Annotated in this window: 12 protein-coding genes; 3 read left to right on the forward strand and 9 right to left on the reverse strand. The window is 41.6% G+C overall.

What is annotated here, in order from left to right; all coding sequences use genetic code 11:
- Nucleotides 1–51: 51 nt before the first annotated feature.
- From paaC to paaE, 4 genes are all read right to left on the reverse strand, one after another.
- Nucleotides 52–831, reverse strand: coding sequence for a 1,2-phenylacetyl-CoA epoxidase subunit PaaC (gene paaC / locus DDV96_RS02010; RefSeq protein ID WP_116693055.1), 780 nt, complete (start codon nucleotides 829–831; stop codon nucleotides 52–54).
- A gap of 100 nt (nucleotides 832–931) precedes the next feature.
- Entirely contained in the window at nucleotides 932–1,225 is a 294-nt protein-coding gene (gene paaB, locus DDV96_RS02015) for a 1,2-phenylacetyl-CoA epoxidase subunit PaaB (protein ID WP_116693056.1), read from the reverse strand.
- Between the two features lies 1 nt (nucleotide 1,226).
- The gene (gene paaA / locus DDV96_RS02020; RefSeq protein WP_116693057.1) at nucleotides 1,227–2,183 is read right to left on the reverse strand and encodes a 1,2-phenylacetyl-CoA epoxidase subunit PaaA; all 957 of its coding nucleotides are present in this window, start codon (nucleotides 2,181–2,183) and stop codon (nucleotides 1,227–1,229) included.
- Nucleotides 2,184–2,240: 57 nt separating this feature from the next.
- Nucleotides 2,241–3,314 carry a 1,2-phenylacetyl-CoA epoxidase subunit PaaE gene (paaE, locus tag DDV96_RS02025; RefSeq protein ID WP_116693058.1) on the reverse strand — a complete coding sequence of 358 codons (1,074 nt, stop codon included), beginning with the start codon at nucleotides 3,312–3,314 and terminating at the stop codon, nucleotides 2,241–2,243.
- Between the two features lie 196 nt (nucleotides 3,315–3,510).
- On the opposite strand from paaE, the gene DDV96_RS02030 reads away from it, so the two are divergent.
- Entirely contained in the window at nucleotides 3,511–5,547 is a 2,037-nt protein-coding gene (locus DDV96_RS02030) for a ComEC/Rec2 family competence protein (protein WP_116693059.1), read from the forward strand.
- A 27-nt stretch (nucleotides 5,548–5,574) separates the two neighbouring features.
- Here the strand turns inward: DDV96_RS02030 and DDV96_RS02035 are convergent, their stop codons facing one another.
- The 4 genes from DDV96_RS02035 to DDV96_RS02050 all read right to left on the reverse strand — a co-directional run bounded on the left by DDV96_RS02035 (nucleotide 5,575) and on the right by DDV96_RS02050 (nucleotide 11,898).
- Complete coding sequence (locus DDV96_RS02035) at nucleotides 5,575–6,108, reverse strand: thioredoxin family protein (protein ID WP_116693199.1); 534 nt, start codon at nucleotides 6,106–6,108, stop codon at nucleotides 5,575–5,577.
- A gap of 86 nt (nucleotides 6,109–6,194) precedes the next feature.
- Nucleotides 6,195–8,285 (reverse strand): peptide MFS transporter, encoded by a 2,091-nt coding sequence (locus DDV96_RS02040; protein WP_116693060.1) that lies wholly within the window; start codon nucleotides 8,283–8,285, stop codon nucleotides 6,195–6,197.
- A 14-nt stretch (nucleotides 8,286–8,299) separates the two neighbouring features.
- Entirely contained in the window at nucleotides 8,300–9,703 is a 1,404-nt protein-coding gene (locus tag DDV96_RS02045; protein ID WP_116693061.1) for a peptide MFS transporter, read from the reverse strand.
- 26 nt (nucleotides 9,704–9,729) lie between these two features.
- Entirely contained in the window at nucleotides 9,730–11,898 is a 2,169-nt protein-coding gene (locus tag DDV96_RS02050) for a S9 family peptidase (protein WP_116693200.1), read from the reverse strand.
- Nucleotides 11,899–12,047: 149 nt separating this feature from the next.
- On the opposite strand from DDV96_RS02050, the gene DDV96_RS02055 reads away from it, so the two are divergent.
- Together DDV96_RS02055 and DDV96_RS15790 are read left to right on the forward strand one after the other, a co-directional pair.
- Nucleotides 12,048–13,361 carry a hydroxymethylglutaryl-CoA reductase, degradative gene (locus tag DDV96_RS02055; RefSeq protein WP_116693062.1) on the forward strand — a complete coding sequence of 438 codons (1,314 nt, stop codon included), beginning with the start codon at nucleotides 12,048–12,050 and terminating at the stop codon, nucleotides 13,359–13,361.
- 26 nt (nucleotides 13,362–13,387) lie between these two features.
- Nucleotides 13,388–13,534 carry a hypothetical protein gene (locus DDV96_RS15790; RefSeq protein ID WP_165805942.1) on the forward strand — a complete coding sequence of 49 codons (147 nt, stop codon included), beginning with the start codon at nucleotides 13,388–13,390 and terminating at the stop codon, nucleotides 13,532–13,534.
- A gap of 128 nt (nucleotides 13,535–13,662) precedes the next feature.
- Here the strand turns inward: DDV96_RS15790 and DDV96_RS02060 are convergent, their stop codons facing one another.
- A complete protein-coding gene (locus tag DDV96_RS02060) occupies nucleotides 13,663–13,887 on the reverse strand; it encodes a hypothetical protein (RefSeq protein WP_133240798.1) in 225 nt (74 codons plus the stop codon).
- Between the last annotated feature and the right edge of the window lie 55 nt (nucleotides 13,888–13,942).

The following is a 13,942-nucleotide window of genomic DNA, read 5'->3' on the forward strand; positions in this document are numbered from 1 at the left end:
TGTTTTTTTAAAATTTAAAAACCCTTCGACTGCGCTCAGGGTGACATGGTTCTACCAAGTCATGTTTGGATAGGTTCGTTGCATATATTGCAAATCGGCCAATATATAGCCCATATGCTCGGTGTGCACACCTTTTTTTCCTCCTCGAGTAAAATACTTTCGCTCTGGGATTTCCAATGTTGCTTCTTCTAAAATTTCTGAAACTTTTTCATAATACGTTTCTTTCATTTCTGAAACAGCGATACCAATACCTTCATCTATCATTGCCTTATCGGCTTCGGTTTCATCGAACAATTCGTCAGTATAGCGCCATAAATCATTAATGGCCTCCTGCATTTTTTGGTTGCTTTCATCGGTACCGTCACCAAGACGCTTTACCCAATCTGAAGAAAAACGCTTGTGATAGCTTACTTCTTTAATTCCTTTTTTTGCAATAGCTACTAACGTTTCATCTTGACTGTTTTGAAGCCGCTCCATCAGCATTAAATGATACACATCGAATAAAAATTGACGCGCCATTACGTGCCCAAAATGTGTGTTGGGTTGCTCCACTAGCAAGACGTTTTTATACTCTCGTTCTATCCGCAAAAAAGCAATATCGTCTTCGGTTTTATCTTCTCCGGCAAGCTTTGCTGCATATTGATAATAACTACGTGTTTGCCCTAATAAATCTAAAGAGATATTTGTTATAGCAATATCGGTTTCTAAACTCGGGCCGTGACCACACAATTCCCCTAATCGCTGTGCGAGGATAAGCGAGTTGTCGGCGATGCCGAGAATGTAATTATATAAATTCCCGTGAAAGCGGGAATCTTTTTCTTGAGATTTCATGTTTCTTTAATCTTTCATTATCAAATCAATAATATGCTTTTAAATATTTTTACCTTAAAAACGTATAGCAAGGTTAGAGATTCCCGCCTATGCGGGAATGCTACATATGCTTTACATCATCCGGTAAATCATAAAACGTGGGATGGCGGTATATTTTATCTTGGGCGGGCTCAAACATTTCGCCATTATCTTTTGGGTTTGAAGCAGTGATATTCTTGCTCTCTACGACCCAAATACTAACACCTTCGTTACGTCTTGTATAAACGTCACGGGCATTTTCCATTGCCATTTCAGCGTCTGCTGCGTGTAAACTCCCGAAGTGACGGTGCTCTAAACCATTTTTACTTCGAACGAATATTTCCCAAAGGGGCCAGTTTTTTTTATTGTTTTCCATATTAACTTGCTTTTGCAACTTTTCTTTTTGCTTTCTTTTCAGCGTGTGCCATGGCTGCGTCGCGAACCCACTCGCCTTCTTCCCAGGCATCTACCCTGGCTTTCATACGTTCTTTATTACAAGGGCCATGACCTTTTACAACTTGCCAAAATTCATCCCAATCAATCTCACCAAAATCATAATGACCGGTTTCTTCATTAAATTTCATATCTGGATCTGGTATTGTCAATCCTAAAATATCGGCTTGCGGCACGGTTTGATCTATAAATTGTTGACGCAATTCATCATTTGTTTTACGCTTCAGTTTCCATTTCATGGATTGCTCGGTGTGCGTTGACTCATCATCCGTTGGGCCAAACATCATTAAACTTGGCCACCACCAACGGTTTAAGGCGTCTTGCGCCATTTCTTTTTGTTCATCTGTTCCATTACAGAGCGTAAGCATAATTTCGTATCCTTGACGCTGGTGAAAGCTTTCTTCCTTACACACGCGCACCATCGCACGTGCGTATGGCCCAAAAGAGGTGTTACATAACGGCACCTGATTAATAATTGCTGCACCATCTACCAACCAGCCTATGGCCCCCATATCGGCCCAGGTTACTGATGGATAATTAAAGATTGATGAGTATTTTGCTTTCCCGGAATGTAATTGCTCGTACATTTCTTCTCGAGAAATACCTAAGGTTTCACAAGCTGAATATAAATATAATCCGTGTCCAGCTTCATCTTGAACTTTCGCTAATAAAGCCGCTTTTCTACGCAGGGAAGGCGCCCTAGTAATCCAGTTTCCTTCAGGCAGCATCCCAACAATTTCGGAATGTGCGTGCTGCGAAATTTGGCGAATGTGTGTTTTCCTATATTTCTCCGGCATCCAATCTTTCGGCTCTATTTTCTCGTCACGCGCAATGCGTGCTTCAAATATTTCTTCTAAATTTTTTATTTCTTTATTACTCATAATCAGTTTATTTAAAATCTCAGCCAGTGTTAGATGAGACCCCCGTCTAAACGAGAATTAAACATCAAAATCTACTTTTATTTTTGAAGATGTTGGCACTGCTTGACAACTTAACACAAAGTCTTGAGCGACCTCATGATCTTCTAAAGCATAATTTATTTTCATCTCTACATCGCCTTCCAACAATTTACATTTACATGTACTGCAAACACCACCTTTACAGGCAAATGGCAAATCGGCTCCATTGTTCAAGGCTGCATCGAGAATGTTATCGAAGTCTTTGGTCATTACGAATTCAAACTCCTTTCCGCCATCTACAATGGTAACTTCAACACCTTCCACATTTTGTTTTGCCAGTCGTTCTGCCCGTTTTTTATCTTCTTCTGAAAGACCGGTTACGAACAGTTCAAAATGAATTAAGTTTTTCGGTAATCCAGCTTCAACTAAATAGTTGCTTACGTATTGAACCATTTGTTCTGGGCCGCACAAAAACACTTCGCTGGTATCGGGAATGTCGATGAACGTATTGATTAACACCTTCATTTTATCGTCGTCAAACCGCCCATTGAACAATTCGATATCGCGTTTTTCGCGGGTTAGGAAATAATAGATTTCCAACCGCCCAAAGTACTCATTGCGAAGCTGTTCCAATTCCTCCTTAAAGATAATGGATTTAGCGGTTTTATTCACATAAAACAACTTACAAGTGGCGTTGGGCTCTAAGGCCAAATGTGTTTTAATCATAGACAAAACAGGGGTAATGCCACTTCCCGCGGCGAAAAAAAGATAATTTTTAGCTTTTTCCGGCTCCGCATTGACCCCGAACATGCCACTGGGCTCCATTACTTCCAAGGTGTCGCCTGCAGTTAGCTGTTCGTTTACGTAGGTGGAAAATTTGCCCCCGTAAATCTGTTTTACAGCCACCTTCCACTCTTTATCTGCCGGACTGGAGCACAAACTGTACGACCGGCGAATGTCCTCGCCATCAATATCGGCTTTAAGGGTAAGGTGCTGCCCTTGGCGGAAGTTAAAATCTTCTGACAGCTCTTCTGGAACATTAAAGGTGATTACCGAACAATCGTCTGTCTCTTTATAAATGTCCTTTACTTGTAATGTATGGAATTTAGCCACGGTTTCTTTGTCGAATTAATTACACAAAACTAACGATTGTTAGTTAAAACGGCAAGTACCGTCATGTTAAGTGTTTTTTAAAGTACGCATTAACAATCAACTTATTGCGATTATTTGTTAAAATCATTTTTGTGCACTATCTTACACTTAATTAAATCTCCCCAGTATTTAGTGCCGTGTATTTATACTATCGCACATGAGATTTATCAATTTTGCCGTCGTCAAGTTTTCTGTGTTCCTGACCTTAGGAATCCTTTCGGCGTATTTTTTCCCTACAGCTACCTCTACGCTCCCTTTCGTTCTTTTTGGTTTCGGACTGCTAATTGTGCTTTGGTTTATTGAAAGAAAACACCTCCAAAAATCGATTTTTTTCGGAATCTTAACCTACCTTATATTCTTCGGAATTGGCTCCGCCAGCTATCAATTGCAGCTTCCCAAGTTTCAAGATAGGCATTACTCGAAGGTTATTTCAGAAATAAATAATTCTGAAACACCTTTACTATCCTTAAAAATCACCGAGGTTTTAAAACCAGACCGCTACAATTATAAATACATAGCCGAATGCAATGCCGTCAACACTTTTGAAACAACCGGCAACGTGTTGTTGAACATTAGAAAAGATTCAATTTTAAAAGAATATACTATTGACGACGTTTTATTGATATCCGAACGCGTGGTTTCTATCCCGAAACCCTTGAACCCGCATCAATTTGATTATTCAGCATACATGAAAAAGCTCGGGGTATATTACCAATTAAGGACCAAGCCCCGGGATATTTTAGCCTATGAAAAAGGGCGCACCACCATTTGGGGCAACGCTGCAAGTTTTCGAAACCACTTGATTGCCAAACTTAAAAAAAGCAAGATCACCAAAGATGAACGTTCCATTATCCAAGCCTTGGTCTTGGGAGAGCGCAGGGATATCGACAAACAGTTGTATGCAGATTATGCCGCAGCTGGAGCAGTACATATTTTAGCCGTTTCGGGATTGCACGTGGGTATTTTATTCTTTATTTTAAAATGGCTGTTCCTGCCTTTGGGAAATCTGCGTTATGGCGAACAACTCAAAGCCATTGCAGTTATTGGCTGTTTGTTCGGTTTTGCCCTGTTGGCTGGGCTTTCGCCTTCGGTGGTACGGGCCGCTACTATGTTTTCGCTGTTTTTGTTTGCCGAGCAGTTAAAACGCCCTACCAACAGTATAAACACCTTGTTTTTATCGTATTTGCTATTGTTGCTCATAAACCCGTTGTGGTTGTTTCATGTAGGGTTTCAACTAAGCTATTTGGCCGTGTTCTTTATTTTATTGATACAGCCCAAGCTGTATGCATATTGGCATCCCAAAAACGTGGTGTTACGAAAAATCTGGGCCATCGTGACGGTGACCGTTGCGGCACAAATAGGGGTCGTGCCATTAAGTTTGTTTTATTTTCATCAGTTCCCCGGTTTGTTTTTAATAACTAATATTGTGGTGCTTCCGTTTCTGGGGATTTTGCTGGGGATTGGATTGGTGATCGTGCTATTGGTATTTTTAAACACCTTGCCATCGTGGCTTGCAGAAGCCTATAATTATGTGGTATCCTGGCTAAACAGTTTTATACGCTGGGTGGCCAATCAGGATGGTTTTCTGTTTCAGGACATTCACTTTTCCGAAGGAAAAACAATGGCCTCTTACTTGGTGATCATTTCAATTATTTTACTCTGGAAACGGTATTCCTATCGCCGCTTAACGGTTTGCTTAGCGAGCGTCTGTGTGTTGCTTGGCGTTTTTATATGGGACAAGCAGAAGGTTTCAGGGAATGAGTTAATCGTGTTTCAGAAAAACAGGAATACGTTGATGGCGGTTAAACAAGGTGCTAACTTGACGCTTTTCCGAAGTGACACCCTTTCAGAAACGTTAAAAAACACGTTCCCTATTAAGGCATATCGGACTGCACATAAAATTGACCATTTTTCAGAACAGCTGTTTCCGAAGGTATTTTCGTACGGCAACAAAACCATATTGGTAGTGGACAGTTCAGCCATAGTCCCGAAACGTGCTAAAATCGATTTGGTAGTGCTCACACAAAGCCCGAAAATAAACCTGGAACGATTGATAGACAGCCTGAAACCAATGAAAATAATAGCCGACGGGAACAATTACAAAAGCTACGTGAACCGCTGGCGCAGCACCTGTGCAACAAAAAAGCTCCCCTTTTACCACACGGGTACCAAGGGAGCCTTCATTTTAGAGTAGTGAAACACTTAACTAAAAACCCTACTCTTAAAAAGTGCTTTCAAAGTTCTTTTGATATTCCTGCCACGCTTTGGCAGTTGTTAATTTCTTATAATCATCATTGGCGATCATTTTTAAATAGATCTCCAGCTGTTTTGGGGTTTTGTAACCGGGGAGAGCCTGTATAAGCTCACCATCTTCTTCAAAAAACACCAAATTGGGATAAGCCCTTATTTTTAGCGCATGCGCAAACAAGTGCTGGGCATTGCGCCCTTTTCGGCCCTCCTTGTAATTGGGGTTAGTATAGGTGAAGTCTTGGTAGGTAACTTCTTCGGTCCCTTCGGCATTGAACTTTACGGCATAATAATGCTCGTTTACAAACGCAATGACATCTTTGTTGCTGAAGGTGTTCCTATCTAACATTTTACATGGTCCGCACCAGCTGGTGTAGACGTCCATGAAGATTTTTTTCGGTTCTTTTTCTTGTGCTGCCAAGGCTTCGTTCATGGTCATCCAATTGATTTTTTGAGCGGAGACGGATGCTGTAGCCAGTAAAATAAGAAGCAGTAGTGTTTTTTTCATATCGTTTATTCTTTTTGCTTGGGTTATTAATAGCAAAAAACGTTCCACACAATGGGAACGTTTTTTATCTCGATTTGTTGTGTTCGTTATCGTACGCCGTGCATTAATCGCTTCAACACTGGGTTAAGCGCTAAAATCAGTAAGCCGGCAACAGTTGGCACTATGGTAAATATCAAAAAGAAGGTGGAAAGTGAGTACTGCTCGGTAATGTTTTCTATCTGTCCACCTACCACAGCGGCTAATTTATTACCAATGGCAATGGCCAAGTACCACATACCGAACATCAAAGCGATCATTCTCGCCGGAACAAGTTTCGATACGTAGGACAAACCTACCGGAGACAAGCACAGCTCGCCGAGGGTATGGAACAAGTAGGCGAAAATCAACCAGATCATGCTCACTTTTACCCCTTCGGTTATTCCGTGCGAACCATACGCCAACAATCCGAAACCTATGGCCATAATAATAAGCCCCAAGGCATATTTAACCGCCGCTGACGGATTGTACTTGCTGTCCCACCATTTTGAGAAGAACGATGCAAAAGCAATGATAAAGAAGGAGTTCAAGATACTGAACCACGACACGGTAATTTCTATTTGGTTTTGTTTCACCTCGGTAACGGTGGCTTCAATGATGCCGTTATCCCTGTCTTGGGCAATGGCATTTTCTTTGGCAAAGGCCACTTTTTCTTCGTTGAGATAGCCAAAAATGGTTCTTTCGTTGTCTTTATTGATGATTTTTATGGTAGAACCTACTTCAAAATCCTTAGGTTCGGCAATGGAGGTCACACGATCGACCACTGTAACGCCCGTTTCAATATTAGTATTTTCGGTAACGGGAATGTAATCTACGGTTTTGTTTCCTTCTTCATCTGTATTTTCAACCTGAATGGCCTTATAGGTAACATCGTAAGCGGTAGTAGAAAGATCCCTGTTGAGCATCCAGCCCACCAAGCCCCACATGCTCAAAAAGCAAATGGCCAAAACAATGTTCGAGCCCGGAATGGTTTTGTACGTTTTTTTCCATAGTAAAAACAACACGTAGGTTATAATGCCCAACGGCACAACGGTCAACAAAATATTGACAATATTATAAGCTATTGCAGCATTGCCGCTCAACACCCTATCCACATTATCCCTGGCAAATAATATTAATGAAGATGCGCCTTGCTCGAATGAAAGCCAAAAGAACACGGTAAAAAAGGCAAAAATGACAAAGGCGATCATCCGGTCGCGGACGATTTTACTGTACCTGGAAATACGTCGAATTACCAACACCAAGAACAACAACAATCCAATTAGTACCGTGACTATTTGCCCGTCGAGCCCAAAAGCTTCGAACGGAAAGAGATTTACGTTGCCAATTTTTGAAAGTGGATCGTTTATCAAGTATCCCAATCCAATAATGGAGGTTATAACGATCAAAACCTTGTCCAATATGGTAAACGGGTTTTGTTTTTCCACTTGTTCTTCCATGCGGTCTTCTTCGGGACTGCCTTCATTGATGTTCTGTGGTAGTTCTACCTCATGCACTTTAGAAGGTTTCCCCCCTATTTTACCGAACAACGGTTTTGCCAGCCAAAACTGCAAAGTACCCAAAAGCATAAAAATCCCTGCCAGGCCAAAGCCCCAAGACCAGCCTACGCGTTCGGCTAAATAACCACACAGCATCATCCCAAAAAAGGCACCGGCATTTACGCCCATGTAGAATATGGTATAAGCACCATCTTTCTTTTCGGGGTTTTTCTTGTACATTTCAGATATAATGGAGGTAATATTCGGTTTAAAGAAACCGGTACCAATGACCAATAGCGCCAAACCTACATAAAGCGAGGCTTCGGTTTCAATGGCCATACTGGCGTGGCCCAAGGTCATGATCAATGCACCAATGACCACTGCCCAGCGATAGCCGGTAAGTTTATCGGCAATGATACCACCAAGAATGGGCGTTAAATACAGCAACCCTGCATAGGTTCCGAAAAGTGCTCCTGCATTTGCCGCGGTCCATTCCCAACCGGGATTGTAGCCAATGGCGGCCATGGTTAAAAAATTCACCAATAGAACGCGCATTCCGTAGAATGAAAAACGCTCCCACATTTCGGTAAAGAAAAGGACGAACAAACCGGCCGGATGGCCCATTACTTTATCCTTAAACAGGTTTTCAATATCTGTGTTCATATAGTTACGTTAAATTATAGAGGTTTATTGATGTCTTCGTCTGCCAGTTCGTACTGCTCCTGTTCAAGCATCTCCCGCTCATTGTCTTCGGCACCGTGGGTGAGTTTTTCGAGTTTCTTTCTGAAAATCAGCACTAACAGTCCAAAAGCCACACAGAAAACAGCAATACCTGTAAATACAGTATATTCACCTAAATCTGAGGCAGACTCGCCCAATAATCCGGCAACTTTATTTCCTAAGCCAGTCATCGCAAAATAAACCCCCATCATCAAAGAAGCGTATTTAAGCGGCGCCAATTTAGTTATATAAGAAAGCGCCACTGGCGAAAGACACAATTCCCCAATGGTATGAAACAAATAGGCGGCTACCAACCAGTACATAGCCGATGCGCCTTCAATATTGTATTGCGCGGCGGCTCCTGTCATAAAAAAGAAGCCAGCGCCCATAATTATAAGGCCGACACACATTTTAAAGAGAGAGGTTGAAACCTTCCCTTTTAACTTCCGCTTTGCCCAATATCCCGCTACGATGGTACCGAAAATAATAATGAACATCGCATTTAGCGATTGAAACCAAGAGGCAGGTACTTGCCAACCAAAAAGCATTCTATCGGTTTTTTCGGCAGCATAAATATTCATCAACCCACCGGCTTGTTCAAATGCACCCCAGAACACGATTACCATAATAAAGGAAATGAAAAGTACTACGATACGATCTTTTTCTTTTTTATTCAGCGGACGGTTCATTGCGGCTTTTTCTTCTTCGTTTTCTGAAGTATTGGTATTATTGCCCACATATTTTAGGTGTTTTTGCCCTAACACGTATTGCAATAAGCCCAATGCCATTCCAATAGCGGCCAAACCAAATCCATAGTGCCAACCATATTTTTCGCCAACATAACCAACGATGATACTGGATAAAAACGCTCCTACGTTAATACCAATATAAAAAATGGTGAACCCTTTGTCTCTTCTTATATCTCCTTTTTTATATAACCCACCTACCATGGTCGAAATATTGGGCTTAAGCATCCCTACACCGGCTACGATGAGCCCCAAACCTGTGTAGAACGCCCACATTTCTTCAATGGACAAGATACCGTGACCTGCCACCAGTAAAATACCGCCCCATAAAACGGATTTTTTCTGTCCCAGAAATTTATCGGCTATCCACCCTCCAGGTATAGAAGCGACATATACAAACATGGTGTACCATCCATAAAGCTCTAAAGCCTCATCGTTGCTCCAGCCCAATCCAGCATTATCGCTTACGGTTTCGGCCACTAAATAAAGCACCAATATCGCCCGCATTCCGTAGTAGGAGAAACGCTCCCACATTTCGGTAAAAAACAGGATATACAGGCCTACGGGATGGCCAAATAATTCTTTCTGATTTTTATACTGTACTGTATCTGCCATGATCTTAAAAGATTAGAATAGTTGATTTATAAATTTTCTTTAATGAAGTTGGTCATTTTGGTATAGAGGTGCAAACGGGTGTTTCCTCCGTAAATGCCGTGGTTTTTATCGGGATAAATGGCCCAGTCAAATTGTTTGTTGGCCTGTACCAAGGCTTCAATAAGCCGCATAGTGTTTTGAACGTGCACATTGTCGTCTGCACTTCCGTGTACCAACAAATAATCGCCTTTCAGTTTGTTTACGTGCGAAATAGGCGAATTTTCGTCATAACCGCTTGGGTTTTCCTGTGGCGTGGTCATATAACGCTCGGTATAGATACTGTCGTAAAAGCGCCAGCTTGTTACTGGAGCGACGGCAATGGCCATTTCAAAAGTATCGGCACCTTGAAACAAGCAATTGGAACTCATAAAACCACCATAGCTCCAGCCCCAGATACCGGTTTTAGACGCATCGATGTACGGACGTTCACTTAATTTTTGTGCAGCGGCAATTTGATCTTCCACTTCGTATTTGCCCAATTCTTTTTGGGTCATTTTTTTAAAATCGCGCCCTTTGAACCCTGTCCCACGGCCATCTACACAAGCAATAATGATGTCTTGCGTATTTGCCAGCATCTCGTGCCAGTAATCGTTAGAACCGTACCAACTGTTAGACACGTTTTGAGAACCAGGCCCCGAATATTGATACATAAACAAGGGATATTCTTTGTTAGGGTCAAAGTCCCTGGGTTTGATCAGGTACATATTCAAATCGTAGCCATTTACCGAAATGGTAGAAAATTCTTTAGGCGACATCACATAAGTATCCACTTTATTTTTAAGCTCCTCGTTGTCTTCTATCACACGGATCAATTTCCCGTCTTTCGCCCTGTTCAACGTAAACAGATAAGGAGTTTCGGTATTGTGAAAGGTATTGATGTAGTATGTGAAATCGGCACTGAAATCGGCACTGTTGGTTCCAGTCCTGTCGCTTAACCGCACTTTGTTTTTTCCAGAGCGCAAAATGGAGTACACATCGCGGTTAATACTTCCATTTTCGGTACTTTGGTAATAAATACGGCCTGTGTTTTGGTCAAATCCGTAGTAATTGGTCACTTCCCAGTCGCCCTTAGTGATCTGGTTGATCAACTTTCCGGTTTTGTCGTAATGATAAATGTGGTTCCAGCCGTCTTTTTCGCTGGTCCAGATAAAGCTGTTATCGTTTAAAAAGGTCAGGTTATCGGTAATATCAACATAAGCGTCGTCCTTTTCCTGAAGAATCAATTGTGCAGTATTGTCTTGTGCATTAACAAAAACCAGGTCCACAGTATTCTGGTGGCGGTTGGTCAATTGGGCACTGAGCACATCTTGGTCTTCGGTCCATTTAATGCGCGGTATGTAGTAGCTGTTGTACGCATCCAGGTCTATTTTTTGGGTTTCGCCCGAATCTACATTATAAATGTGCAGTGACACTTTTGAATTTGGCTCCCCGGCTTTTGGGTATTTAAATACGTCTTGCGTTGGGTACAGTTCTTGTCCGTAGAGGTCCATAGCAAAGCGGGGCACTTCGGTTTCATCAAATTTAATGTATGCCAGTTTGTTTCCGGCTTTGTTCCAGTCAAAAGCGCGCACAAAGGCAAATTCTTCTTCATATACCCAATCGGTAATCCCATTGATAATGCTGTTCTTTTTTCCGTCGGAAGTGATTTGAAAGGTTTCACCCGTTTTCAAATCTTTAATGAACAAGTTATTGTCCTTCCCGTAAGCAATCTTGTTGCCGTCTTTACTGAAATAAGGCTCCTGTATCTGTTCTTCTGAAACCTTTGTCAATTTTTTCGAAGCAACATTGTACACATAATACGTGCCCAAGCTGGAACGCCTATAGATTTGTTTCAGTCTTGTTGCCAACAACATTTTGTTTTCATCCGCACTGAATTCACAAGAAAGCAGTTGATCTACTTCTGGTAAATTGTTAGAGTTTACCAGGGTACGTACTTTCTTTCCGCTTTTGTAGTCGTAAACATCGATGGTGGCACCATTACGGCCTCGGTTCAATACCGAATATTCTTTCCCGTTATTCAAGGAATGGAGCGCGTCTAGGCGTTGCGCCCTAAATTCACCGCCCCAAATAGCCTCTAAAGTTATGTCTTTCTGTTGTGCTGTAAGTGTAGAAACTGCTGTGAGAAAAAGCAGTAATAAAGTAGTAGATGCTTGTATTTTCAAACTGTTAAAATTTTAATACGCCAATGTTACTAATTTTTACTGAAAATTGAATGGTTTTTTGTGTTAAATACGGTCTGTTGTCGGCAATTTTGCCCTTTTCAACAATGTTAGAAATAGTATCTTTGTAATTCAATTTCACAAATATGGCGGAGCCCGTTACCGGATTTTCAAAAAAAACCAAAGCAGAGAAAATAGATTGGTTGGCAAAAACCTATCTAAACAACAACCCTGAAGCCCTTCGTACGCTTCAAAAATACTGGAACGAAGACCTCAAACTGCAAAAACTCCACGACGATTTTATTGAAAACACCGTAAGCAATTACTATTTGCCTTTTGGCGTTGCGCCCAACTTTTTAATAAACGGCAAGCTGTTTGCCTTGCCTATGGTAATCGAAGAAAGCTCCGTGGTGGCAGCGGCCAGCAATGCGGCCAAGTTTTGGTTGCAGCGCGGCGGGTTTAAAGCCCAAGTGCTTTCCACCCAAAAAAACGGGCAGGTGCACGTGGATTACTTCGGAAAGGAGCAGGATATCGTTTCGTTTTTTGCTGAAGTGAAACCGAAATTAATCGCAGGTATTTCCACCATTCAAAAGAATATGAAAAAACGGGGCGGCGGTCTTGTCGATATTGAATTGATTTCTAAAACCGAAGCCCTAAACGGTTATTACCAGCTGCACTGCACTTTTGAAACGCTGGATGCGATGGGCGCCAATTTCATTAACAGTTGCTTGGAACAGATTGCCAAAGACTTTGAGGCCGAAGCCGACTCGTACGCTCCCTTTATGGCACAAAACGCTTTTCCTGAAATTGTAATGAGCATCCTGTCCAATTACGTGCCAGAATGTTTAGTAAAAGCGGAAGTGAGCTGTCCCGTAGAAAAATTAGCACAAAAAGATATCTCTGGAGCAACTTTTGCCCAAAAATTCGTCCGCGCCATACACATTGCCAAAACCGAACCCCGCCGGGCCGTGACCCACAATAAAGGCATCATGAACGGTATCGACGCACTTATTTTGGCCACCGGAAACGACTTTAGAGCCGTTGAAGCAGGTATTCATGCCTATGCGTCTAAAGATGGGAAATACACTAGCTTAACCAATGCTAAAATTGAAGAAGGCATCTTTACTTTTTCCATAGAAATACCCTTGGCGCTAGGCACCGTTGGCGGACTTACCAACTTGCACCCACTTGTAAAATTCGCTTTCGATTTATTGCAAAACCCCAATGCCAAACAGCTTATGGAAATCGTTGCCGTGGCCGGACTGGCCCAGAATTTTGCCGCCATCCGCTCTTTGGTGACCACCGGCATTCAAAAAGGGCACATGAAAATGCACCTCATGAATATTTTAAATCAATTGGAAGCTTCAGAAACCGAAAAAAAGAAAGCCGTTGCCCATTTTAACGACAACACGGTTTCACATAGTGCGGTGATTTCTTTTCTAGACAAAACACGAGCTTAAAAAAATGAGTCTGTATTAATACTATCATGGAAATAATTTGGACAAATAGAGCACATTATACTTACGACAGCGATATTGCCTACCTTATTGACGAATGGTCTATAGAAGTTGCCAAAAGTTTTATCGATAAAGTTGAACAAACGGAAAAGCTGCTTTTGGAAAATCCCGAATAGGGAGATTCGATGATGAATTAAAGTTAAATAAACTACTGGTTGTTAGCCAAATTTATTTGTTTTATGAAATACACGGCGATGAAATTGTATTGATGGATTTTTGGAACAATCACAAACACCCTTATTGGTTATAGCCCATATTTTTTTTTGATGTTTTCCCTAACATCGTTACTCGTCTTTATCCTCCCCTCCTTATAATCGCGCCTACCTTGTTCAATTCCTTCAAGCATTTCGTGACGCAATGCCTCTTTTGGAAATAATAGTCTGGTAAGGACTTCAACTTCCTTTGCGGTAAAAGCCTGTTCCCTTAGTTTTCTGTATAACGTTGGTTTGCTTATGTCCAGTTTTTTCATAAAAAATTCCAGTTTATAGTCCGATTTTTCTATTAACTTTGGCAAGCTTTCAACA

Source organism: Marixanthomonas spongiae, from assembly GCF_003095375.1.
GTDB classification, from domain to species: domain Bacteria; phylum Bacteroidota; class Bacteroidia; order Flavobacteriales; family Flavobacteriaceae; genus Marixanthomonas; species Marixanthomonas spongiae.

Bases quoted from the DNA above. Each gene is read 5' to 3' on its own strand.
- DDV96_RS02055 (WP_116693062.1), top strand. From the start codon at position 12,048: ATGGCGGAGCCCGTTACCGGATTTTCAAAAAAAACCAAAGCAGAGAAA.
- paaC (WP_116693055.1), bottom strand. From the start codon at position 831: ATGAAATCTCAAGAAAAAGATTCCCGCTTTCACGGGAATTTATATAAT.
- DDV96_RS02030 (WP_116693059.1), top strand. From the start codon at position 3,511: ATGAGATTTATCAATTTTGCCGTCGTCAAGTTTTCTGTGTTCCTGACC.
- DDV96_RS02035 (WP_116693199.1), bottom strand. From the start codon at position 6,108: ATGAAAAAAACACTACTGCTTCTTATTTTACTGGCTACAGCATCCGTC.
- DDV96_RS02060 (WP_133240798.1), bottom strand. From the start codon at position 13,887: ATGAAAAAACTGGACATAAGCAAACCAACGTTATACAGAAAACTAAGG.
- DDV96_RS02045 (WP_116693061.1), bottom strand. From the start codon at position 9,703: ATGGCAGATACAGTACAGTATAAAAATCAGAAAGAATTATTTGGCCAT.
- DDV96_RS15790 (WP_165805942.1), top strand. From the start codon at position 13,388: ATGGAAATAATTTGGACAAATAGAGCACATTATACTTACGACAGCGAT.
- DDV96_RS02040 (WP_116693060.1), bottom strand. From the start codon at position 8,285: ATGAACACAGATATTGAAAACCTGTTTAAGGATAAAGTAATGGGCCAT.
- paaB (WP_116693056.1), bottom strand. From the start codon at position 1,225: ATGGAAAACAATAAAAAAAACTGGCCCCTTTGGGAAATATTCGTTCGA.
- paaA (WP_116693057.1), bottom strand. From the start codon at position 2,183: ATGAGTAATAAAGAAATAAAAAATTTAGAAGAAATATTTGAAGCACGC.